Consider the following 18,518-nt stretch of genomic DNA (forward strand, 5'->3'; position numbering starts at 1 on the left):
CATGAAAGGCCGTACGATTCTGCTCGACCACATCAATGGTCGTGAAGCCGCTGCCCTTATGGTCGATGGCAAACTCGACGATCTGCTGATCGACGACGAAGACCAGCCGCGCGTCGGCGCGATCTACCGCGCGATCTGCGACCGTCCGCTCAAGGGTCAGGGCGGCATGATGTTGCGCCTTCCCGAAGGCGAGACCGCGTTTCTCCGTCAGACCAAGGGCCTGCGCCCCGGTCAGGCGATGCTGGTGCAGGTCACGGGCTATGCCGAAGGCGGCAAGGCCGTTCCCGTCACCGACCGCGTTCTGTTCAAGAGCCGCTATGCTATCGTCACCCCCGGCGCGCCCGGCATTAACGTGAGCCGCGCCATTCAGGACGAAGAAGAGCGCGCCCGTATTTCGGCCATCGGTCATGCGGAGATGGAGGACGACTTCGGTCTGATCCTGCGTTCCTGCTGTGAAGGTGCGTCGGATGAAGATATCGCCGAAGACATTCAGGCCATGGCCGATCTGGCACGCGCCGTTCTCGGCGACGCCGAAGGCACCGAGCCCGAGGCACTGACCGAAGGCGACGGCCCGCACACCATCGCGTGGCGCGAATGGACCATCCCCGCCGAGGTTGTCACCGACGAGAACTGTTTCGAACATCAAGGCGTCCTCGACCAGATCGAAGAGCTGAAAAGCTCGCTTGTCCAGCTCGGCGACGGTTACACCATGTATGTCGAGTCGACCCGCGCGATGGTGGCTGTCGACGTGAACACGGGCGGCGATACGTCCCCCGCTGCGACGCTCAAGGCAAACCTTGCTGCGGCGCGCCTTCTGCCGCGTGCGCTGCAACTGCGCGGCTTCGGTGGTCAGGTCGTCGTGGACTTCGCCCCGATGTCCAAAGCCAACCGCCGCCAGCTTGAACAGTCGCTCCGTGCCTCGTTCAAGAATGCAGGCATCGAAACCAGCCTCGTCGGTTGGTCGACGATGGGCCTGTTCGAAATGCAGCGGAAGCGCGAACGTCTGCCTACTCTGCCGCTGATCGGAGATATCTGATGGCTTGCCCGATTTGCCAAAAGGAAACGGATCCCAAGTATCGCCCCTTCTGTTCGAAGCGGTGCGCTGACGTGGATCTGTCCCGCTGGCTGTCGGGCAGCTACGTCATTCCGTCCCCGCTCGTGCCCGAAGACGAGGACGAGCGACCGGACGAGAGCGCGTTCAACCGGCCAAACTGACGATACGAATCGGTATCTGCCAGTGTCGAGCGGGTGGAAGGCGATTCTGTAGGATTGACCCATTCAGAACAGCGCCTGACGCGCGTATTGCCTGCCTGCCGAGTGGGCGAATTTAATCTAACGGCACGGCATCGGAAAATGTTAGGGCATTTATCCCTTAGTTTTCCGACATATATGCGCCGGTCGATTTCGTATGCACCTCGCTGCGAGCGAATATTGTGGCGAAATTTGGGCGGTGCGTCGGTGCTATCCGCAATTTCCCATAAAACACCCCTCAAGAAATACACCTTAGGGTAGTCAACTATCCTTATGGGTGTATCGATATACTCGAACTTTGGTTCAGGTATAATCCTGTTGGTTAAGTGAGTGGATACTACAGGCTACAGCCTTCATCCGCTGGGGTTGCGGATTAGTCCTCTGCGATAATGCGCAGATTTCCGAATAGATGAGACTGGTTCCTGTAGTATCCGGCGTTCTGCGTCAAGCGGGTTTCGACCCCAGCCAGAGCGCCCTTTTACAGGGTGGTCTTAATGTCTGCGCAAAGTCTTGTCTTGAATGGCGGTGAGTATGCCTCGGGAAATATCTCGTCGGACATGTTCGGCTACAACGCGCTGTTCACCAAAGACGATGTGATCGAAGGCGGCTCTTACGACACTTTCCTCGACCAGATGGACGCAGGCTCGCTCCGCTTTCCGGGCGGTACGGTGACCGAAGAGCTCTTTGCACCCGGCAACCCGATCTCGGACCGTTTCTGGGACGTGAATGCCTCGGCCACCGCTGATGCGGATGAATTCGTCACCGCAAAGGAGTTCACCGCCTACGCCACAGCACGCGGCGCATCGGTCGACTGGGTGCTTCCGACCAACAACTTCTATTCGGGCCGCGTCGATGCCGATGGCAACCGCATCCCGTCGCAGGAGGCCGTTCAGAACCTGCTCGACAAGGTCGAAGCGCTGGTGCGCGGCGACTACGGCGATATCGACCTCGACACCGTCACCATCGGCAACGAATTCTGGTACAAGGGGGAACGCGAGACTCCCGTCGAGTATGGCCAGATGGCTAACGTCATGGCCAAGGGTCTTCAGGACATCTTTGACCGCTACCGCGCGACGCTTGACGATCCGGATGCTTGGGAAGAGCCCAAGATCGCCATCCAGACCGGTCTGGCGGGCGACATCGACGGCGTGCAGGAAATCATCGCCCAGCTTGATGACGAAGCGCGCGAAGCGATCGATACTGTCGAGACCCACGTCTACCGCTCCAACATCGACGACATCCACAACGGCCAGATGGTGTTCGACCGTCTTGATGACTTCCAAGAGGCCGAGGGCTTTGGCGAGCTGAACTATTACGTCTCCGAATGGAACGTGAAGAACGACCTCGGTAGCGATCACGGTATGGCCCACGCCTCCGACCTCGTTGCGCTGATGGACGTGATGGTCCGCGCGGGCGTCGATGAGGCGTCGGTCTGGGGCACGGTCTACAAGGGCCTCTATTCCCGCCTGTCGCGCGAATTCCCCGATCAGGACGCCCCCGGTGGCTATTCCAGCGAACTGACCCCCGCAGGCGAGGTCATGCGCATGATGTCGGAGAGCCTCGTCGGCACCCGCGCCATCGACATCGACCTGCCGACCAAGTTCGAAACCGACCTCGACGGTGAAGGCGCGCAGGACCAGCTGATCGCCTATGCCTTCGGTAACGACGACAAGACCGTCATCTACCTCGCCTCGCGTTCCGCTGACGGCGTGGACCTGGACCTGAACATCGACGACCTGGTTGGCGACTACGGCCACATGTGGGTCCAGCAGCTGTCGACCATCGACGATCCGTCGACCCTGACCAACGAAGCCGACCCGCTCAGCTACCTTGCCAAGCCGTACCTCGAAACCGCCAACGGCTCGGATGTCACAGACGCTGACGGCACCATCCACCTGTCGCTCGACGGCTATGACCTCGTGAAGCTGGAGTTCACCGCGAAAGGCGAGGGCGTCCACCTCTGGGGCACCGACACCGTTGTCGATGAGGATGCCGACTACACCGATCGCCTGAACGGTTCGATCTGGAACGACACCATCGAAGGCCACGCAGGTGACGACAGCCTGTTCGGTCTGCGCGGCAACGACACGCTCGACGGCGGCGACGGTAACGACCTGCTCATGGGCGGCGACGGCGACGACACCATCATCACCGGCGAAGGCAACGACCGCGTCTTCACCGGCACCGGTCACGACACCGTTTTCGCGCAGTCGGATGACAACCAGATCACCATCAACGACGGCGGCAGCGCCTCGATCTTTGCAGAAACCGAAGGTGACACGGTCATCCGCGGCTTCGACATCGAAGGTGGCGACAAGCTGAGCTTTATGGGTGCTTACGAAGAGCAGGCGGACCTTGAAAAAGTGACCTTCACCGACGGCGAAGACCTCGTGTTCGTTCACGAGAACGGCAGCACCACGCTCAAAAGTGCCGCCGCCCAGAAAGACGCGATTTTCGAGACCATGCAGGACTTCCACCACGTCGAGGCCATGCAGGCCGAGATCGACGCGGTTCTCAATGGCGCGCCAGTCGACCCTGCGGACCTGCTCGTCAACGGCTCTGCCTCGGAAGTCACCGATTACCTCGCCAGCCTGTCGGACGAAGAGCTGTCGGACATGCTCGATGGCCTCGACCTCAACGCGATTATGCAGGACATTCCGGCGGAGAACCTGCCGGCACTCCTCAACGCGCTGAACTCCGACCAGCTCGATGCGTTCTTCGAGGAAACCGACGCGCTGTCACTGCTCGACCAACTCAATGAGGTCGGCACCGACGCCCGCGACATGCTCAAGGCGTTCGACATCGACGTTCGCGAAGACTACCTCGATCACCTGAGCGATGCGTTCCCGCTGCCGGACGCGCTGGTTCCGAATTCGGAAACCGCAAACCTTCTGAACAAGTACTACGGCACCGACGTCGTTGACACTGGCGACCAGACCGACATCCCCACTGTGGACGTGGACGAAGACGATAACCCGCAGGCCGACCCCGACGACGCAGAGGACAGCAGCCAAGGCTACAACGGCAGCGAGTGCTTCGTGGCGACCGCTGCTTACGGCGACAAATTCCACCCCGACGTGGCTTACCTGCGTAAGGTGCGCGACCACATCCTCGTGCACTACATGCTTGGCCGCGTGTTCATCTGGTTCTACTGGCGCGTTGGCCCGAAGCTGGCCCAATGGCTCGCTCCGTACCCCCGTGGCCGTGCCTTTGCACGCGGCGCTCTGGCGCTCGTGATCGGAGGTCTGCGCGACGCTTCCGTCGTCGCTCGCATGGACCATGGTTTCCGTAGCTCGGTCTATCTGTCGGGCCGCAACCCGCGCTGAAAGCAGCCGAAATTAGAAAATGCGGGAAAGAGACATTTTCTTGAAAATGCCTCTGGACACCCCCCGAAGTCACGTCTAGAAGGCCCTCACCCAGCGACGATGTCGTTCCCGTGCCCGGGTAGCTCAGGGGTAGAGCAGTGGATTGAAAATCCTCGTGTCGGTGGTTCGATTCCGCCCCCGGGCACCATTATTTCGCAAGACCATCCGCGCAAGCCATTAATCTCTATGAAAATAAGAGAATTTCGGAGGTGAGGCCCTCTTTTGGCTGTATCACAATTTGTATCACATCTTTACGATCAGAAGACTTGAGCATCTTCTTGCGCTTCGATGGTCGCAAGATGCGATTAGGCACCTAAAGCATCGCCAGGCTGTAGGGCACGATTGATCTTGATCGATGGTTCTCTGGTTCATACAGCAAAACAGCGTCGGAATTCGTGCCAGTTCAGGAGCGTCAATTTTCAGTATGTCACCTGCGCTTTGTGCAATCCGTGCCCGAAGCGACAGTGGAGGTGTTTCGAAATTTCGATCGACCAAGCGAGAGTGGGGCGGAAAGGGGGCAAGCCAGTATCAGCGGTTTGGGCGGGGAGCTGACTTTCGCTGCATGGGGAACGAACGACCGCAGTGCGCAGGAAGTAGACCAAGCTGAACGACAAAAGAAAAGGTAGCTTTGAGCAGCGATTTAAATAGGTGAGCGGGCCTTCTCCTACGATGCCAACGGCAACCAGTTGGGCTGGGAGCACACGCAGAACGGCACGCGGCGGACGATTGTCTGGGATGAGGAAAACCGCATCCAAGAGATTGCCGACAACGGCCGCACCCAGCGCTACAAGTACGAAGACGCGGGCAAACGGCGCATCAAGCGCGGCTTCCAGGGCGAGACGGCCTACGTCAACCAGTTTTGGACGATCCGCAATGCGTCGATCGTGTCCAAGCACGTCTTCGCCGGGTCCACGCGCCTCGTGACGAAGCTCGGCAAGCAGCCGCGCGACGACAATAACGACGGCATTCCGGACAGCATCGCCGGTTGCGACCGCGAGCCCTGGGGCTGGTCGAACGGCAACGGAAACGGTGGCGGCAACGGCAATGCCAACGGCGGCTGCGGGAATTACGCAGGCAACGGCAACGGGAACGGCCCGGAGATCTGGGAAAAGGACCAGTATTACTACCACCCCGATCACCTCGGCTCGACGTCCTACGTGACGGATGTGGACGGGGAAATATTCCAGCACCTGGAATACTTCCCCTTCGGCGAAACATTCGTCGAGGAAGCGTCGAACACCCAGCGCACCCCGTACCTGTTCACCGCCAAGGAACTGGATGAGGAAACCGGCCTCTACAACTTCGGCGCACGGTACTACGACCCCCGGACCAGCGTATGGCAGAGTACCGATCCTGTTATCAAAGACTATATGCTCGGCGGGCTAAACGATGGCGCCTACGAGCAACTCAATTTGGCGCTCTACGCATATTCGCGACAGAATCCCGTCATCCACCTCGACCCGAACGGCGAGGTTTGGGGCGCTGTGGGAAAGGTGTGGAAGCTCGTCAAGAACGGCGGTGATGTTGCGGCTACTGTCGCCGGAGCCGTCGCCGATGTGAAGACGATCACCGCACGGGGCTCCACCATGGGCCAGCGCGCCGGGGCAGCAGTTTCACTGGCGTCTGAAATTTTCTCACCCGTCAGTGTGCGTGACGCGAAAGCGGGTGCGAATGCCGCCCGCAGGGCGATTGGTGGCGCAGATGACGCTGCCGACTTGGCGCAGCAGGGAACGAGGCGGGTTGACAGTGCGACGGATGCAGGCGCAAGTCAGGTTCAGCGCAATAAGAGAGTTGGCGACGATGCCCGAGACCGAATTCTTGCGCGGGAAGGTGGCGATCCCGAGGTCAACTTTAAGACAATCGGTGGGTACCGTCGCGTTGATGTACTTGCGAATGGAGGCCGAAAGGCATTCGAGTCCAAGGTGGGCCGGACCAGTCTCGGGAAACGTGAGCGCCAGGAACTTGCCCGAGATATCCGGTTGCTTCGGAATGACAAGTTGGATGAAGTGGTATGGGAATTCTCACGGTCGCCAACGACAGGGAAGGTAGGACCAACAGGTCCGCTACGTGACGCGCTTGAAAGAAACGGAATAACGATCAAGATCAATGAGTAGAATAGATGAAATAATGAGGGAACTCGGCGCGTCCTTCGGCGACGCCGGGTTCCGCGAGCGGGCCGGCGTCTTGGTCAGGTCTCAGTTCTCGTGTGAAGTCATCGAGGTTCAGGTGTCGTCTAAAAGGACCTCGTTTTTCCTAAACTATGGAATTGCCTCTGACGCATGCACCGATATTGAAGGCAGTCCGGTTGACTTCGAATTGCAGGGGCGGGTTCGGTTCAAAGATAGTTCTGAGATTGATATGGCGGATGCACTCAATCCTGATCTTTTTTCCGCCGCGCGTGAACAAGCGTCTTCACTGTTCAATGTGTTCCATAAGGAAGAACGGTTGTTGCAAGAGCTACGTTCCGCCGATCCCGGCGTGGCATTCTGGCCAGCTGCCGAGGAAAACTGCGTAATCGGGTGGTCTGCACTCAAGGCTGCAAGTTTTCTAAGCGATCACGCTGAATATAAACTGGCGCTTGAGTGGGCTAAAGTAGCACTGTCGGTCGTTCCCAAAGTTGCCAAGGGCCGCCGAAAGCGCGTTGAGAAATTAATTTCCGATTTAACAGATCGCTGAAAGATCTACCAAGAGGGACGATCTCCTTCCATGCAGCGCGCCATACTGGTGGATCCAGTATTTTGAGGGACAACTGACGTGGTGAACTTCGTGATGGAAGACAGGTCACATTCCGCGTTGACTATGATCCAGAATTGGGACCACATATCAATTTGGACATTGGAAAAGGTCAAAACCGCGTGCGTCACCACATTACTTTCGATGGAACAGAGGCAGATGCCATTCGCATCATGCGGCAGTTTGAGTGAATGGATAGCGATTATGCAATTCTCGAGATCAACGCCCAGCAAAGAGGTTTAGACTGGGAGTCTATAACTGATGAGCATGCTTCTCAAAAAATCGCCGAGAAACTTCGTGAGACTTTTTCTCTAGACACCTTTGGCCATGCCAGTTCGACAGGGCAAGAAGCGCAATCATTCGGGAATTTTCCTTATTCATCAAGACTTTCTTATTTAAGACACTTTGGGGCTGGATTGGATCATTTCTTAGCTAAATATGAAGGCGATGACAGATGTACGATTGTCTTTGGTAATGAAGACTTGCCGCTAATCCGTACTAAAGTGATCACCGTGCGGCACTTTCTCGAAGAGATTTTAGATCTTGGAGATGGATTTGTCGTCTCGGGGGATTGGACCCTGTGCCTTGAATTCAGGTACATGCGGTCTGTGAAGTTAATCGGTCGAAATTCAATTTAGACAACGGCCGCACCCAGCGCTACAAGTACGAAGACGCGGGCAAACGGCGCATCAAGCGTGGCTTTCAAAGGAAGACGGCGTACGTCAACCAGTTCTGGACGATCCGCAACGCCTCCATCGTGACCAAGCACGTCTTTGCCGGGTCCACGCGACTCGTGACGAAGCTCGGCAAGCAGCCGCGCGACGACAACAACGACGGCATCGCCGGCTGTGATCGCGAGCCTTGGGGCTGATCGAACGGCAACGGCGGCTGCGGGAATTACGCAGGCAACGGCTTGGAGATCTGGGAAAAGGATCAGTACTACTACCACCCGGATCACCTCGGCTCGACGTCCTACGTGACGGATGTGGACGGGGAAATCTTCCAGCACCTGGAATACTTCCCCTTCGGCGAAACATTCGTCGAGGAAGCGTCGAACACCCAGCGCACGCCGTACCTGTTCACCGCCAAGGAGCTCGACGCAGAAACCGGCCTCTACTACTTCGGCGCCCGTTACTACGATCCGCGGACGAGCGTGTGGCGAAGAGCAAATGCCTCCTTCGTAGCATCTCCTTCGGCGACCGAAAGCCAAGGCTTCGGCAGGCCTGCCTTGGCGAATAGAGCACGCCACGATGGCCTTCCCACCTAATCGTTTCACCCTATGATCCGAGGCTTGGCGCTTAGCAGGGAGGTCGTAATCGGGCTGACACCGGCCGTTCGCCGCACCGGTTATGAATGACTGCTATGGGCCGTTACTTTTCGATGCAGATCGACTTCGGACTAAACAGACGCGACCCTTTCACGGCAGGCGAAGACATGCGGCCCTTCAAACCTTTTTGGATTTGGGATGCGAAGTCTTCCAAATTGGCAACGCGGATGTAGTCTTCTTCGAAGCGCGCAGGGGACACAACATATGTCCCATCTTCGTGTAGATGCGGCGTGACAATTTCGCTCTTCTGCGGCCCGCGTGAGATCTTCGCGATAATCTTCATTTGCTACCTATCCTTTTGAAAAGCTTCGCCACGTTGATCTCTGGCAAGACTAATCGCAATCATCAACGGTGAGATAGAAGGGTAACTAAGGCACTACTATCTTGAAGCAATGTTTGACCGATTCCCGTCGCACGCGTTCGTTAGCTCAATTGGAAACCCAACTACGAAGCGGGTTGAACGGTGTCGGACGAATCGTGGAGCCACATTGGGTTTGTGCTGGCCGATCCGCACCCAAACCGGCCAGCATCTGGATTTACTCGTAACCTTCTGCCCGCCGTGGCCCTTCCAGTTTCAAGACGGCGAGTATGAGATCATCAACGGCGTCCTTGACTGCACACAGATCAGTCCCAACGCTTGATATTTCCGTGACATTGTAACCACCATCCCAGTGATGGTGGTCGGCGGTCCAGATCGTCTGCGTCTCGCCGTGGATCAGGAACACAAGATCTTTGGAGAGTTCAGAAAGCAGGTCAATGCGAGCAAAATCGAGGTAATCCCTCCCTCTGAGGAGAGAAATGGCTCGCTGGATCCGAAGGTGAATCAGCGGTGACGTTGTGGTGGGCAGAGTGGCTTCTGCCAACAATCGAATTAGAAGCAGAGCCAACATGTGCACGTTGAAGTATGCATCAGTCAGATCGACGGGACGGTTGGTTTCAGCTGCCATCATCAAACCTCCAATTCTCCGTTGACGGGCAGGCACCCTGCCTTCCGCATAGCGTCTTCCATTTCGTCCTTGAGGAGGCAGATTTCGTCCACAATCGGAGAAGACACGTCGATCTTTGCGAACAGCGCAGCTTCTTCATTCTCGATGTCTCCAACCAAATCCAGCGATATCAGAGCAAGGATTGCTCCAGCTTCGCGCCGCAGACGGCTGGTGAGTTCCGGCGTTGATGCCAAGTCGTCGCAGAACGAAAGCGCGCGTTTATGCCACTTTCTCCCACCGGGCACCACTTTTCCCAAGAAGTGATGATCGCACCCTGCGTTGCAGGCAGTCTCTTTGCCGTTGGGTTAAGGCATACAAAAAAGCCCATCCCGCGGGGCGGAATGGGCTGACGTCTTGGTGGCTTCTGCGTTTATCCTAGCGGTTTATCGTCCGGCCCGAAGCGATGCAGGTTTTCGGCTTGTGGGCGGAGGCTGACGACTTGTCCCAGCATTCCTGTGTCAAGCTTGCCGCTACGGCGGACGACGACGGGTTCGTCCGCGCCGATGTCCACGAACAGGAAGTGGTCGGAGCCGAGGTCTTCGGCGTGGACGACGGTGCCGGTCCAAGTGGCGTCCGCTTGATCCACGATGTCGATATGCTCGGCGCGGATGCCGAGGGTGGTGCAGCCGACGGCGTCAGCGAAGGTGCCTGTGAGGAAGTTCATCTTAGGCGAGCCGATGAAGCCTGCGACGAAGACCGAGTTGGGCTTTTCATAAAGCTCGGCGGGGGTGCCGACTTGCTCAACCACGCCGTCACGCAACACGCAGATGCGGTCGGCGAGGGTCATCGCTTCGACTTGATCGTGGGTCACGTAGATCATCGTGACGTCGTTCATGTCGTGGTGCGGTTTCGCGATCTCCAGACGGGTCGCGACGCGCAGCGCGGCGTCGAGGTTCGACAGCGGCTCGTCAAACAGGAACACGCGCGGGTCGCGGACGATGGCGCGGCCGATGGCGACGCGCTGACGCTGGCCGCCCGATAACTGGCGGGGCAGGCGGTCGAGCAGGTGGTCGATCTGGAGCATCTCGGCGGCCTTGCGGACGCGGGTGTCGATCTCCGACTTGTCGCGTTTGCCCAGCTTCATGCCGAAGGCCAGGTTGTCGTAGACCTTCATGTGCGGGTAGAGCACGTAGCTCTGGAACACCATCGCAATGCCGCGCTCGGACGGGATGACATTGTTCACGCGCGCGTCGTCGAACATCAGATCGCCCGATGTGATCTCTTCCAGACCCGAAATCAGGCGGAGCAGGGTGGATTTGCCGCAACCCGACGGGCCGACAAAGACCATGAACTCGCCTTTGCGGATTTCCAGATCGATGCCCTTGATGACTTCGAAACTGCCGAAGGACTTGCGAACTGCTTTGAGAGTGATGTTTGCCATGGGTCTATCAGCCTTTGACGCCACCGGCGGTCAGGCCGGCTACGATCTTGCGTTGGAATACGCGGACGAGGACGATCAGCGGGATCGTGACGAGGACGCTTACCGCCATGATCGGACCCCACGGGATCTCCTGCTGGCTCGCGCCGGACAGCAGAGCAATGGCCACGGGAACGGTGCGTTGGTCCGCTGAAATGGTGAAGGTCAGCGCAAAGAGGAATTCGTTCCACGCCCCGATGAAGGCCAGAAGGCCGGTCGTCACGAGCGCGGGCCAGAGGAGCGGCATGAACACGCGGGTGATGATGACCCACGGCGTCGCGCCGTCGACGATGGCGGCTTCCTCGATTTCCATGGGCAGATCGCGCATGAAGGTCGTCAGCACCCAGACGGTGAAGGGCAGGGTGAAGATCGTGTAGCTGAGCACCAGCGCCCACGGCTTGTTATAGAGGCCGAGCAGGTTGATCAGCTCGTAAAGGCCCGAAAGCACCGCGATCTGCGGGAACATCGACACGCCGAGGATCGTCATCAGCAATAGCCCGCGTCCACGGAAGCTGACGCGCGCCAGTGCGTAGGATGCGGTCACGGCGAGCAGAAGCGCCGCGCCCACGGTGATGGACGCGATAAAGACCGAGTTCGCGACCGAGCGGACAAAGCCGCGGCGGGTGAAGATGGCCTTGTAGTTATCCCACGAAAAGCTCTCCGGCAGGATGTTCGGACGGAAGATCGCGGTGCCTGTCTCGAAGCTTGTCATGATCGCGTAGTAGAACGGAAACACGGCGATCAGTACGATCAGCAGAACGCAGGCGTAGAATGCGATGGTGCGGGGCATGGAGCGGTTCATTGACGTGCCTCCCCGCCAAGGTTCAGCTTGCCCAGTTTTATGTAGAGCAGCACGAACGTAGTGATGATGAGGAACAGCAGTGTCGACATGGCAGAGCCTTCGCCGTAGTCGCCGAACTGCTGGATTTCACGATAGCTGAGGACCGACATGGTCATAGTGGACCCCGACTGCGGCGTCAGCAGGTAGATCAGGTCGAAGATCCGCAGCGCGTCGAGCGCACGGAAGATCACCGCCACGAGGATCGCGGGCTTCAGTAGCGGCAGCGTCACGCGGAAGAAAACCTTGAACGGGTTGATGCCGTCGATCTTGGCCGCCTCGTACATATCGCGCGGGATCATTTGCAGACCGGCGAGGATGAGTAGCGCCATGAACGGCGTGGTCTTCCAGACGTCCACGATCAGCACCGCAATCATCGCCGTATCAGGCCGCGCGGTCCACGCGATCGGAGAGTCGATCAGGTGCAGCATCAGCAGGATGTGGTTAATGATCCCGAACTGGTCGTTGAGCATCCAGCCCCACATACGGGCGGAGACGACAGTGGGAATGGCCCACGGGATCAGGATGGCAGCGCGGACAAGCCCGCGGCCTTTGAACTCCATGTTGAGGACAAGAGCGACCAGCAGGCCGAAGAACGTCTCGAGGCTCACCGAAATGAGCGAGAAGCGCACCGTATTCCAGACCGCAACCCACCAGTCCTTATCCGCAAGCACCCCGCGCCAACGGATATCCCCGTTCGAGCGGACGCGGCGTTCAAGGTAATTCTCGAACCCGACCCATTCCGACTGACCGTTGAAGATCGTGTCGGCAGAGGCATCGGTGAAAGAAAAGCTGATGGAGCGGAACAGCGGCCACGCGGCAACGACGAGCAACATGATGATCATCGGGGTCAGGAACATATAGGCCGAACGCACGCGCTTTTGCTGTAGGTTCAGGGACTTGCCCTTGGTGGGCGAGCCTGAATTCGCGCTGGAATGGGTCATAGTATCCTCATTGTCCCAGAGGGGGAATTCGGGGGCACAGCCGGAACTGCGCCCCGTCTCTACTTCTGTTGGGATGGGAAAACAGAAGGCTGAGGACTACTTGTCGAGCAGGTCTTCGAGGTCCATCTCGAGGTCTGCGAGCGCGTCTTCTGCGCTGGCTTCACCCGAAAGAACGCTGTGGACCGAGGTGAAGAACAGGGTCGACACTTCGTTGTAGTCCTGACGGGTCGGAGCCGACGGACGCGGCACGGCCTGAAGGAACACGTCTTTCCAGCGCGGGATGATCGGCTGCTGCTCTGCGATGTCAGCGTCGTCATAGAGGCTGATGATCGTCGGCAGGTTCGACTCGTTCAGTGCGCGGGTCTTTTGTGCTTCGGCACCGGCGAGGTACACGGCGAGGCTGATCGCGGCGTCTTGGCTTTCCGAGTACTTCGACACGACGACGTTCCAGCCACCCAAGGTCGCAGCGGATTCGCCGTGGCCCTGACCGGACGGGAGCGGAGCGACGTCGAACATGCCTGCAACGGCGGAGTCCGAACCGTTACCCAGCGCGTAGGCATACGGCCAGTTGCGCATAAACACGGCGTTGCCTGTCTGCCAGACGCCGCGGGCTTCTTCTTCCTGATAGGACAGAACGCCTTCGGGCGAGATCGAACCCGGCCAGCTTGCAGCCAGTTCCAGCGCAGCGGCTGCGTTTTCGTCGTTCACCGAAATGGTGCCGTCGGCTTCGACGATCTGGCCGCCGCCCGAGGATTTGATCCACTCCAGCGCGTCACAGGTCAGACCCTCGTAGGAGTTACCCTGCCAGACGAAGCCCCAAACGTCAGCATTGCCCTCGGCGCGCTCTGCGTCCTGGATCATCTGCGCGGTTTCGGTAGCTCTTCCCAAGTCGACGGCACCGAAGCGCAGTGCTTTTCAAGCAGGTCCTTGCGGTAATACAGCGCCGGAGCGTCGGTGAAGATCGGCAGCGCGACGAGCTTGCCGTCCACGGTCTGCGATTCAATGATCGACGGGAAGTGCTCGTCAACGAGGCTGCCAGCGGCTTCGGTCAGGTCTACCAAGTGGTCGGCCAGCTGCGGCGCCCAGATCACGTCGGTCTGGTACATGTCGATATCGCCGTTACCTGCGGCCAGCCACAGACGGTACTGACCGAACTGGTCGGTGGTCGACGACGATGCGCCTGCGACGGCGACGATAGCAGCGGCAGTACCGCGGAGCGCCACGGACTTGAGTGAACGTGTCATTATTTCCTCCCAGAGATTGACAGCGGGACCTCCATTTCCCGCTAAACGCGCCATCTGACCGAAATCAGCCGAAACGTTTCGGATGGGTTGGCGACGAGAAAACCGATCTGTCAATCATTCTGGTGAGGCGTTTCTAGAACACAATAAATTCAAAGGGATATGGTCAGGTCGACCGTACAGAACCGCGCTTGATGAAGGTGTGCGGAGCGATTTTCTGCACATCTTTGAGTGGTGCGCCATCGAGGAATCGACTCAGATGATCCGCCAGCGGCCCCCAGCTTTCGGCAATCGGAGAGGTCGTGCCGGACACCGCTACAGGCAGCTTGTGCGGCATCACATCGGGCAGCAGATCGTCGTGCGCGACCAGCGAAATGTCATTCGGAACACTCAGGCCCACAGCCTCTAGTGCCGTAAAAATGCCCTTTGCAATCCGCATGTTAACTGCAACGATCGCGGTTGGCTTCGGCCCCTCGGACTGGAACATACGCACGGTTTCCAGCAGGCCTGTGTTCTCCGACATCGGGCCGCGCCTGTCGAACGCTTTCCGATAGGGCAGGCCCGCTTCATCGAGCGCACGGCGATATCCGACTTCTCGCCGATGCACGTATGACGATCCTTCGATGCCGTTAATAAAGGCGATGTCGCGGTGCCCGTGATCGATCAGGTGCTTGGTCAGATCGTAGCCGACCGCCACGTTGTCGATGTCGAAAAACGGGAAATCAGGCTGGTCCATCGTCTGTCCGTGCAGCACGAACGGCACATCGTTTTTGCGCAGATAGGCGATGCGCGGGTCATCCATGACAGGTTCAGTGATGACAAATCCGTCGATGGAGCGCGTGCCGACAAGGCGGGCGTATACGTCCAGCGTGTCGTCCTCGGTGTCCGCCATATGAAGCACGAATTGCCGCCCGTGCTGCGAAAAGCCCGCCGAAAGCCCTGCGAGAAAGTGCATGAAAAACACCGATTCTTCGGGGCCGGGCATGCGGGGTTGCACGAAGCCGACGATGCCGGAGCGCCCGGTAACCAGACGTCGCGCTATCATATTCGGTTGATAATTCAGTTCTTTAGCAGCTTCATGGACGCGCTTGCGGGTCTCTTCGCTGACGTCTTCGTGGTTGTTCAGCGCGCGGCTAACCTGCGTAACGGACAGCCCCAGATGACGGCTGATATCTCTGAGCGTTGTCATGGGGTTGGTCCGTTCTCCATCGGTCTTTCGGAAAAACAACTTGCCAGCCCGAAACGTTTTCGGCAACTCTCGAAGCCATTCCGAAACGTTTCGGAAGCCTAGGGAGGTCAAAATGGAACAGAAAGCCGAATGGTGGCGCGGCGCCACCATCTACCAGATCTATCCGCGTTCGTTCATGGACAGCAACGGTGACGGGATCGGTGACATTCCGGGGATTACCTCCCGCCTCGAAACGATTGCCGACCTCGGCGTGGACGCGATCTGGATCAGCCCGATTTTCACGTCTCCGATGGCCGATATGGGTTATGACGTGGCGGACTATCGCGACATCGACCCGACCTTCGGGACGCTCGCGGATTTCGATGCGATGGTGGCAAAGGCGCATTCGCTCGGCCTCAAGGTGCTGATTGATCAGGTCATCTCGCACTCGTCGAACCAACACCCGTTTTTCATCGAATCCAAGTCGAGCCGCGACAACCCCAAGGCCGATTGGTACGTCTGGGCCGATCCGCGCCCCGACGGCTCCGCGCCGAACAACTGGCAGGCCATTTTCGGCGGGATCGCGTGGGAGTGGGAGCCGCGGCGCAAGCAGTACTACTTCCATAACTTCCTGAAAGAGCAGCCGGATCTGAACTTCCATAATCCCGAGGTGCAGGACTACGTGCTGGACGTTCTTCGGTTCTGGCTCGATCGCGGCGTCGATGGTTTCCGCCTCGATACGGTGAATTTCTACTTCCACGACCGGATGCTGCGCGACGATGCCGCCGATTTCCGCCCCGAGGCGCGGGACGCGTGGAAGCCCTACGATATGCAGTACCACCTGTTTTCGAAGAACCAGCCCGAGAACCTCGTGTTTCTGCAAAAGATGCGCGCCGTTCTGGACGAATACGATGACCGCACGCTTGTGGGCGAGGTCGGCGAGTCCCATCATGCGACGCAGATGATGGGCGAATATACGAGCGAAAACCGCCTCCACATGGCGTATTCGTTCGAGATGCTGAAGTTCGATTTCACTGCCGAACACTTCCGCAAACAGATCGAGGAGTTCTTTGCGACCGCGCCCGATGGCTGGCCGTGTTGGGCGTTTTCGAACCACGATGTCGTGCGTCAGGTCTCGCGCTGGATGCCGCACGCCGATGGTTTGGGACGGCAAGGCGCCCAGCGGCGGGTTCACCAGCGGCACGCCTTGGCTGCCCGTGAAGGAGCCTCAACTGACCCGCAGCATGGACAGCCAGCGCACCGACAACAGCGTGCGCGCGCTCTATCAGCAGATGTTGAAGCTGCGGAGCGGTGAGCGGGCGATGTTAACCGGCGACACCCTGTTCGCCGAGCTGCCCGAGCCGCTGCTCGCGTTCAACCGTGGCGGCGAGATTTACTGCGCGTTCAACCTGTCCGACGCGCCGCAACAGTTCGCTGCGTCCGAGTGCACCGCACTCGTGTCCCAAGATACCGAGCAGGTGGGGAGCACATTGAAGCTCGGCCCGAATGGGTTCTTCATCGGACGGATCTAAAGGAAAAGGCCGGCGATGAGCGCCGGCCTTTCTGCTTAACCCTTGGCGCCTTGGCCGCGGGAATAGACGTCCTCGTAGCGAATGATGTCATCCTCGCCGAGGTACGATCCGGTTTGCACCTCGATCAGCACCATCGGCACTTTGCCGGGGTTTTTCATGCGGTGGACAGCACCCAGCGGGATGAAGACCGATTGGTTTTCGGTCACCAATTGCACCTTGTCGTCGATCGTCACTTCGGCGGTGCCCTCAACGACAATCCAGTGCTCGGCACGGTGGTGGTGCGATTGCAGCGACAGCGCCGCGCCGGGGTGGACGTGGATGCGCTTCACTTGGAAGCGGTTCGCGATCACAAGGCTTTCGAACCAGCCCCAGGGACGGTGATCCTTGGGGAAGTGGGTCGCTTGGGCAGCGCCCTTCTTTTTCAGCGCATCGACAGCTTTTTTGACGTCCTGCGCGCGGTCCATGTCTGCGATCAGCACGGCGTCGTTCATCGCGACGGCCATGACGTTTTTCAGGCCGATGCCGACGATCTCCATGCGGTCACTGTCTGATCGCAGCAGCGAGTTTTCGCAGTCGATCGAGGTCGCTTCGCCCGAGAGCAGAACGCCGTTTTCATCCTTGTCGTTCTCGCGCCAGACGGCGTCCCAGCCGCCAAGGTCCGACCACCCGCCATCGAACGGAACGACCGACAGGTTGTCCGCTTTTTCCATGACCGCATAGTCGATCGAGATGTCTTCTGCACCCGCCCAGGCATCCGGACCGAGGCGGCAGAAACCGAGGTCAACGGTGCCTGCATCCAGCGCGTTCTGGACCGGCGTCATCAGGTTCGCGGCGTATTTTTCGAACGCGGCAATGATGTCCTTGGCTTTGAACAGGAAGATGCCCGCATTCCACATGAAGGAACCCGCGGCGACCATTTCCTCGGCGCGCGCGGCGTCGGGTTTTTCCACGAAACGCTTCAGCGCGACAGGGCGGCCATCGGGCTGGCCCGACAGTTCAAGGTAGCCATAGCCGGTTTCAGCGCGCGTCGGTTTGATGCCGAAGGTCACCAGCTGACCAGCCTCGACCGCCTCAAGGCCGACACGCACAGCCGCCTGAAACGCCGCCGCGTCCGGCACAACGTGATCGGACGGCGCCACGAGCATGATCGCTTCAGGGTCTTTCGCATGCAGATGAAGCGCAGCGGCCAGAACGGCAGGGGCGGTGTTGCGGCCCTCGGGCTCGATCAGGATCGCGCCGGGGTCAATCCCGACCTCGGTCAGCTGTTCGGTCACGATGAAACGGAAATCCGAGTTGGTGATGACAACAGGCTTATCAAAGCCTTCGCCCGTCATCCGTCGCGCAGACCCCTGAAACAGTGTGGTTTCACCGACCAACGGGACGAACTGTTTCGGGTAGGATTTGCGGGACAGCGGCCACAGGCGCGTTCCCGAACCACCGCAGAGAATGACAGGAGTAATCATTGTTTTGACCGAACTAAGCTAATTTCCACAAAGGGATAGACGTTGGGTGTGACTGTTTCAAGGCAGGTGAACCTGAGGTTGCGGCAAATGGCGAGGCCCAACCGTAAATAACAGCGTTGCGTTAACACTCTCTTACTTACGGGTTCTCAAAAGCGTAGCGCATGGGACGCACCTTGCGATTAACAGTATTTCAGGGACTCTGTGCATATTGCCTGAAAGAAATGTTAGCGCCAAAACCCCGCTATTCTTTTGG

17 protein-coding genes, 1 tRNA gene and 1 pseudogene are annotated in these 18,518 nt (G+C 58.7%); 9 read left to right on the plus strand and 10 right to left on the minus strand.

Features of this window, described 5'->3' with window-relative positions:
- Position 1 precedes the first annotated feature (1 nt).
- The 8 genes from HCZ30_RS06235 (at position 2) to HCZ30_RS06270 (ending at position 8,616) form a co-directional block, all read left to right on the plus strand.
- Positions 2 to 1,036 carry a ribonuclease E/G gene (locus HCZ30_RS06235; protein WP_167637422.1) on the plus strand — a complete coding sequence of 345 codons (1,035 nt, stop codon included), beginning with the start codon at positions 2 to 4 and terminating at the stop codon, positions 1,034 to 1,036.
- Positions 1,036 to 1,215 (plus strand): DNA gyrase inhibitor YacG, encoded by a 180-nt coding sequence (locus tag HCZ30_RS06240; RefSeq protein ID WP_167637423.1) that lies wholly within the window; start codon positions 1,036 to 1,038, stop codon positions 1,213 to 1,215. The genes HCZ30_RS06235 and HCZ30_RS06240 overlap by 1 nt, the downstream gene beginning before the upstream one ends.
- A gap of 530 nt (positions 1,216 to 1,745) precedes the next feature.
- Positions 1,746 to 4,577 (plus strand): calcium-binding protein, encoded by a 2,832-nt coding sequence (locus HCZ30_RS06245; protein WP_217703032.1) that lies wholly within the window; start codon positions 1,746 to 1,748, stop codon positions 4,575 to 4,577.
- Between the two features lie 112 nt (positions 4,578 to 4,689).
- A tRNA-Phe gene (locus tag HCZ30_RS06250) sits at positions 4,690 to 4,764 on the plus strand.
- Positions 4,765 to 5,302: 538 nt separating this feature from the next.
- Positions 5,303 to 6,730, plus strand: coding sequence for an RHS repeat domain-containing protein (locus tag HCZ30_RS06255; RefSeq protein WP_175580981.1), 1,428 nt, complete (start codon positions 5,303 to 5,305; stop codon positions 6,728 to 6,730).
- Positions 6,731 to 6,743: 13 nt separating this feature from the next.
- Positions 6,744 to 7,292, plus strand: a complete 549-nt coding sequence (locus HCZ30_RS06260) for a hypothetical protein (protein WP_167637424.1) — start codon at positions 6,744 to 6,746, stop codon at positions 7,290 to 7,292.
- 248 nt (positions 7,293 to 7,540) lie between these two features.
- Positions 7,541 to 7,987, plus strand: coding sequence for a hypothetical protein (locus HCZ30_RS06265; protein ID WP_167637425.1), 447 nt, complete (start codon positions 7,541 to 7,543; stop codon positions 7,985 to 7,987).
- A 275-nt stretch (positions 7,988 to 8,262) separates the two neighbouring features.
- Positions 8,263 to 8,616 carry an RHS repeat domain-containing protein gene (locus HCZ30_RS06270; RefSeq protein ID WP_167637426.1) on the plus strand — a complete coding sequence of 118 codons (354 nt, stop codon included), beginning with the start codon at positions 8,263 to 8,265 and terminating at the stop codon, positions 8,614 to 8,616.
- Between the two features lie 103 nt (positions 8,617 to 8,719).
- Here HCZ30_RS06270 and HCZ30_RS06275 read toward each other — a convergent pair whose 3' ends face one another.
- The 9 genes from HCZ30_RS06275 to HCZ30_RS06310 all read right to left on the minus strand — a co-directional run bounded on the left by HCZ30_RS06275 (position 8,720) and on the right by HCZ30_RS06310 (position 15,291).
- Complete coding sequence (locus tag HCZ30_RS06275; protein WP_167637427.1) at positions 8,720 to 8,959, minus strand: hypothetical protein; 240 nt, start codon at positions 8,957 to 8,959, stop codon at positions 8,720 to 8,722.
- A 253-nt stretch (positions 8,960 to 9,212) separates the two neighbouring features.
- Positions 9,213 to 9,623, minus strand: coding sequence for a hypothetical protein (locus HCZ30_RS06280; protein WP_217703033.1), 411 nt, complete (start codon positions 9,621 to 9,623; stop codon positions 9,213 to 9,215).
- A 2-nt stretch (positions 9,624 to 9,625) separates the two neighbouring features.
- Positions 9,626 to 9,919: a hypothetical protein gene (locus tag HCZ30_RS06285; RefSeq protein ID WP_167637429.1), complete on the minus strand. Its 294-nt coding sequence runs from the start codon at positions 9,917 to 9,919 to the stop codon at positions 9,626 to 9,628.
- 113 nt (positions 9,920 to 10,032) lie between these two features.
- The gene (locus HCZ30_RS06290; RefSeq protein WP_167637430.1) at positions 10,033 to 11,043 is read right to left on the minus strand and encodes an ABC transporter ATP-binding protein; all 1,011 of its coding nucleotides are present in this window, start codon (positions 11,041 to 11,043) and stop codon (positions 10,033 to 10,035) included.
- A gap of 7 nt (positions 11,044 to 11,050) precedes the next feature.
- Positions 11,051 to 11,881 carry a carbohydrate ABC transporter permease gene (locus HCZ30_RS06295; protein ID WP_167637431.1) on the minus strand — a complete coding sequence of 277 codons (831 nt, stop codon included), beginning with the start codon at positions 11,879 to 11,881 and terminating at the stop codon, positions 11,051 to 11,053.
- A complete protein-coding gene (locus HCZ30_RS06300; RefSeq protein WP_167637432.1) occupies positions 11,878 to 12,861 on the minus strand; it encodes a carbohydrate ABC transporter permease in 984 nt (327 codons plus the stop codon). The genes HCZ30_RS06295 and HCZ30_RS06300 overlap by 4 nt, the downstream gene beginning before the upstream one ends.
- Positions 12,862 to 12,957: 96 nt before the next feature.
- Positions 12,958 to 13,749, minus strand: a complete 792-nt coding sequence (locus HCZ30_RS06305) for an extracellular solute-binding protein (RefSeq protein ID WP_281352618.1) — start codon at positions 13,747 to 13,749, stop codon at positions 12,958 to 12,960.
- Positions 13,719 to 14,105, minus strand: coding sequence for an extracellular solute-binding protein (locus tag HCZ30_RS16730; RefSeq protein ID WP_281352619.1), 387 nt, complete (start codon positions 14,103 to 14,105; stop codon positions 13,719 to 13,721). Before HCZ30_RS16730 ends, HCZ30_RS06305 begins: the two co-directional genes overlap by 31 nt.
- 163 nt (positions 14,106 to 14,268) lie before the next feature.
- A complete protein-coding gene (locus tag HCZ30_RS06310; protein ID WP_167637433.1) occupies positions 14,269 to 15,291 on the minus strand; it encodes a LacI family DNA-binding transcriptional regulator in 1,023 nt (340 codons plus the stop codon).
- A gap of 112 nt (positions 15,292 to 15,403) precedes the next feature.
- On the opposite strand from HCZ30_RS06310, the pseudogene HCZ30_RS06315 reads away from it, so the two are divergent.
- Positions 15,404 to 16,802: pseudogene (locus tag HCZ30_RS06315) on the plus strand (alpha-amylase family glycosyl hydrolase).
- Positions 16,803 to 16,837: 35 nt separating this feature from the next.
- On the opposite strand, the gene HCZ30_RS06320 reads toward HCZ30_RS06315, so the two are convergent.
- Positions 16,838 to 18,265, minus strand: a complete 1,428-nt coding sequence (locus HCZ30_RS06320; RefSeq protein WP_167637434.1) for a mannose-1-phosphate guanylyltransferase/mannose-6-phosphate isomerase — start codon at positions 18,263 to 18,265, stop codon at positions 16,838 to 16,840.
- Positions 18,266 to 18,518: the final 253 nt, after the last annotated feature.

Source organism: Marivivens donghaensis (genome assembly GCF_011806565.1).
In the GTDB taxonomy this organism is placed as follows: Bacteria; Pseudomonadota; Alphaproteobacteria; order Rhodobacterales; family Rhodobacteraceae; genus Marivivens; species Marivivens donghaensis_A.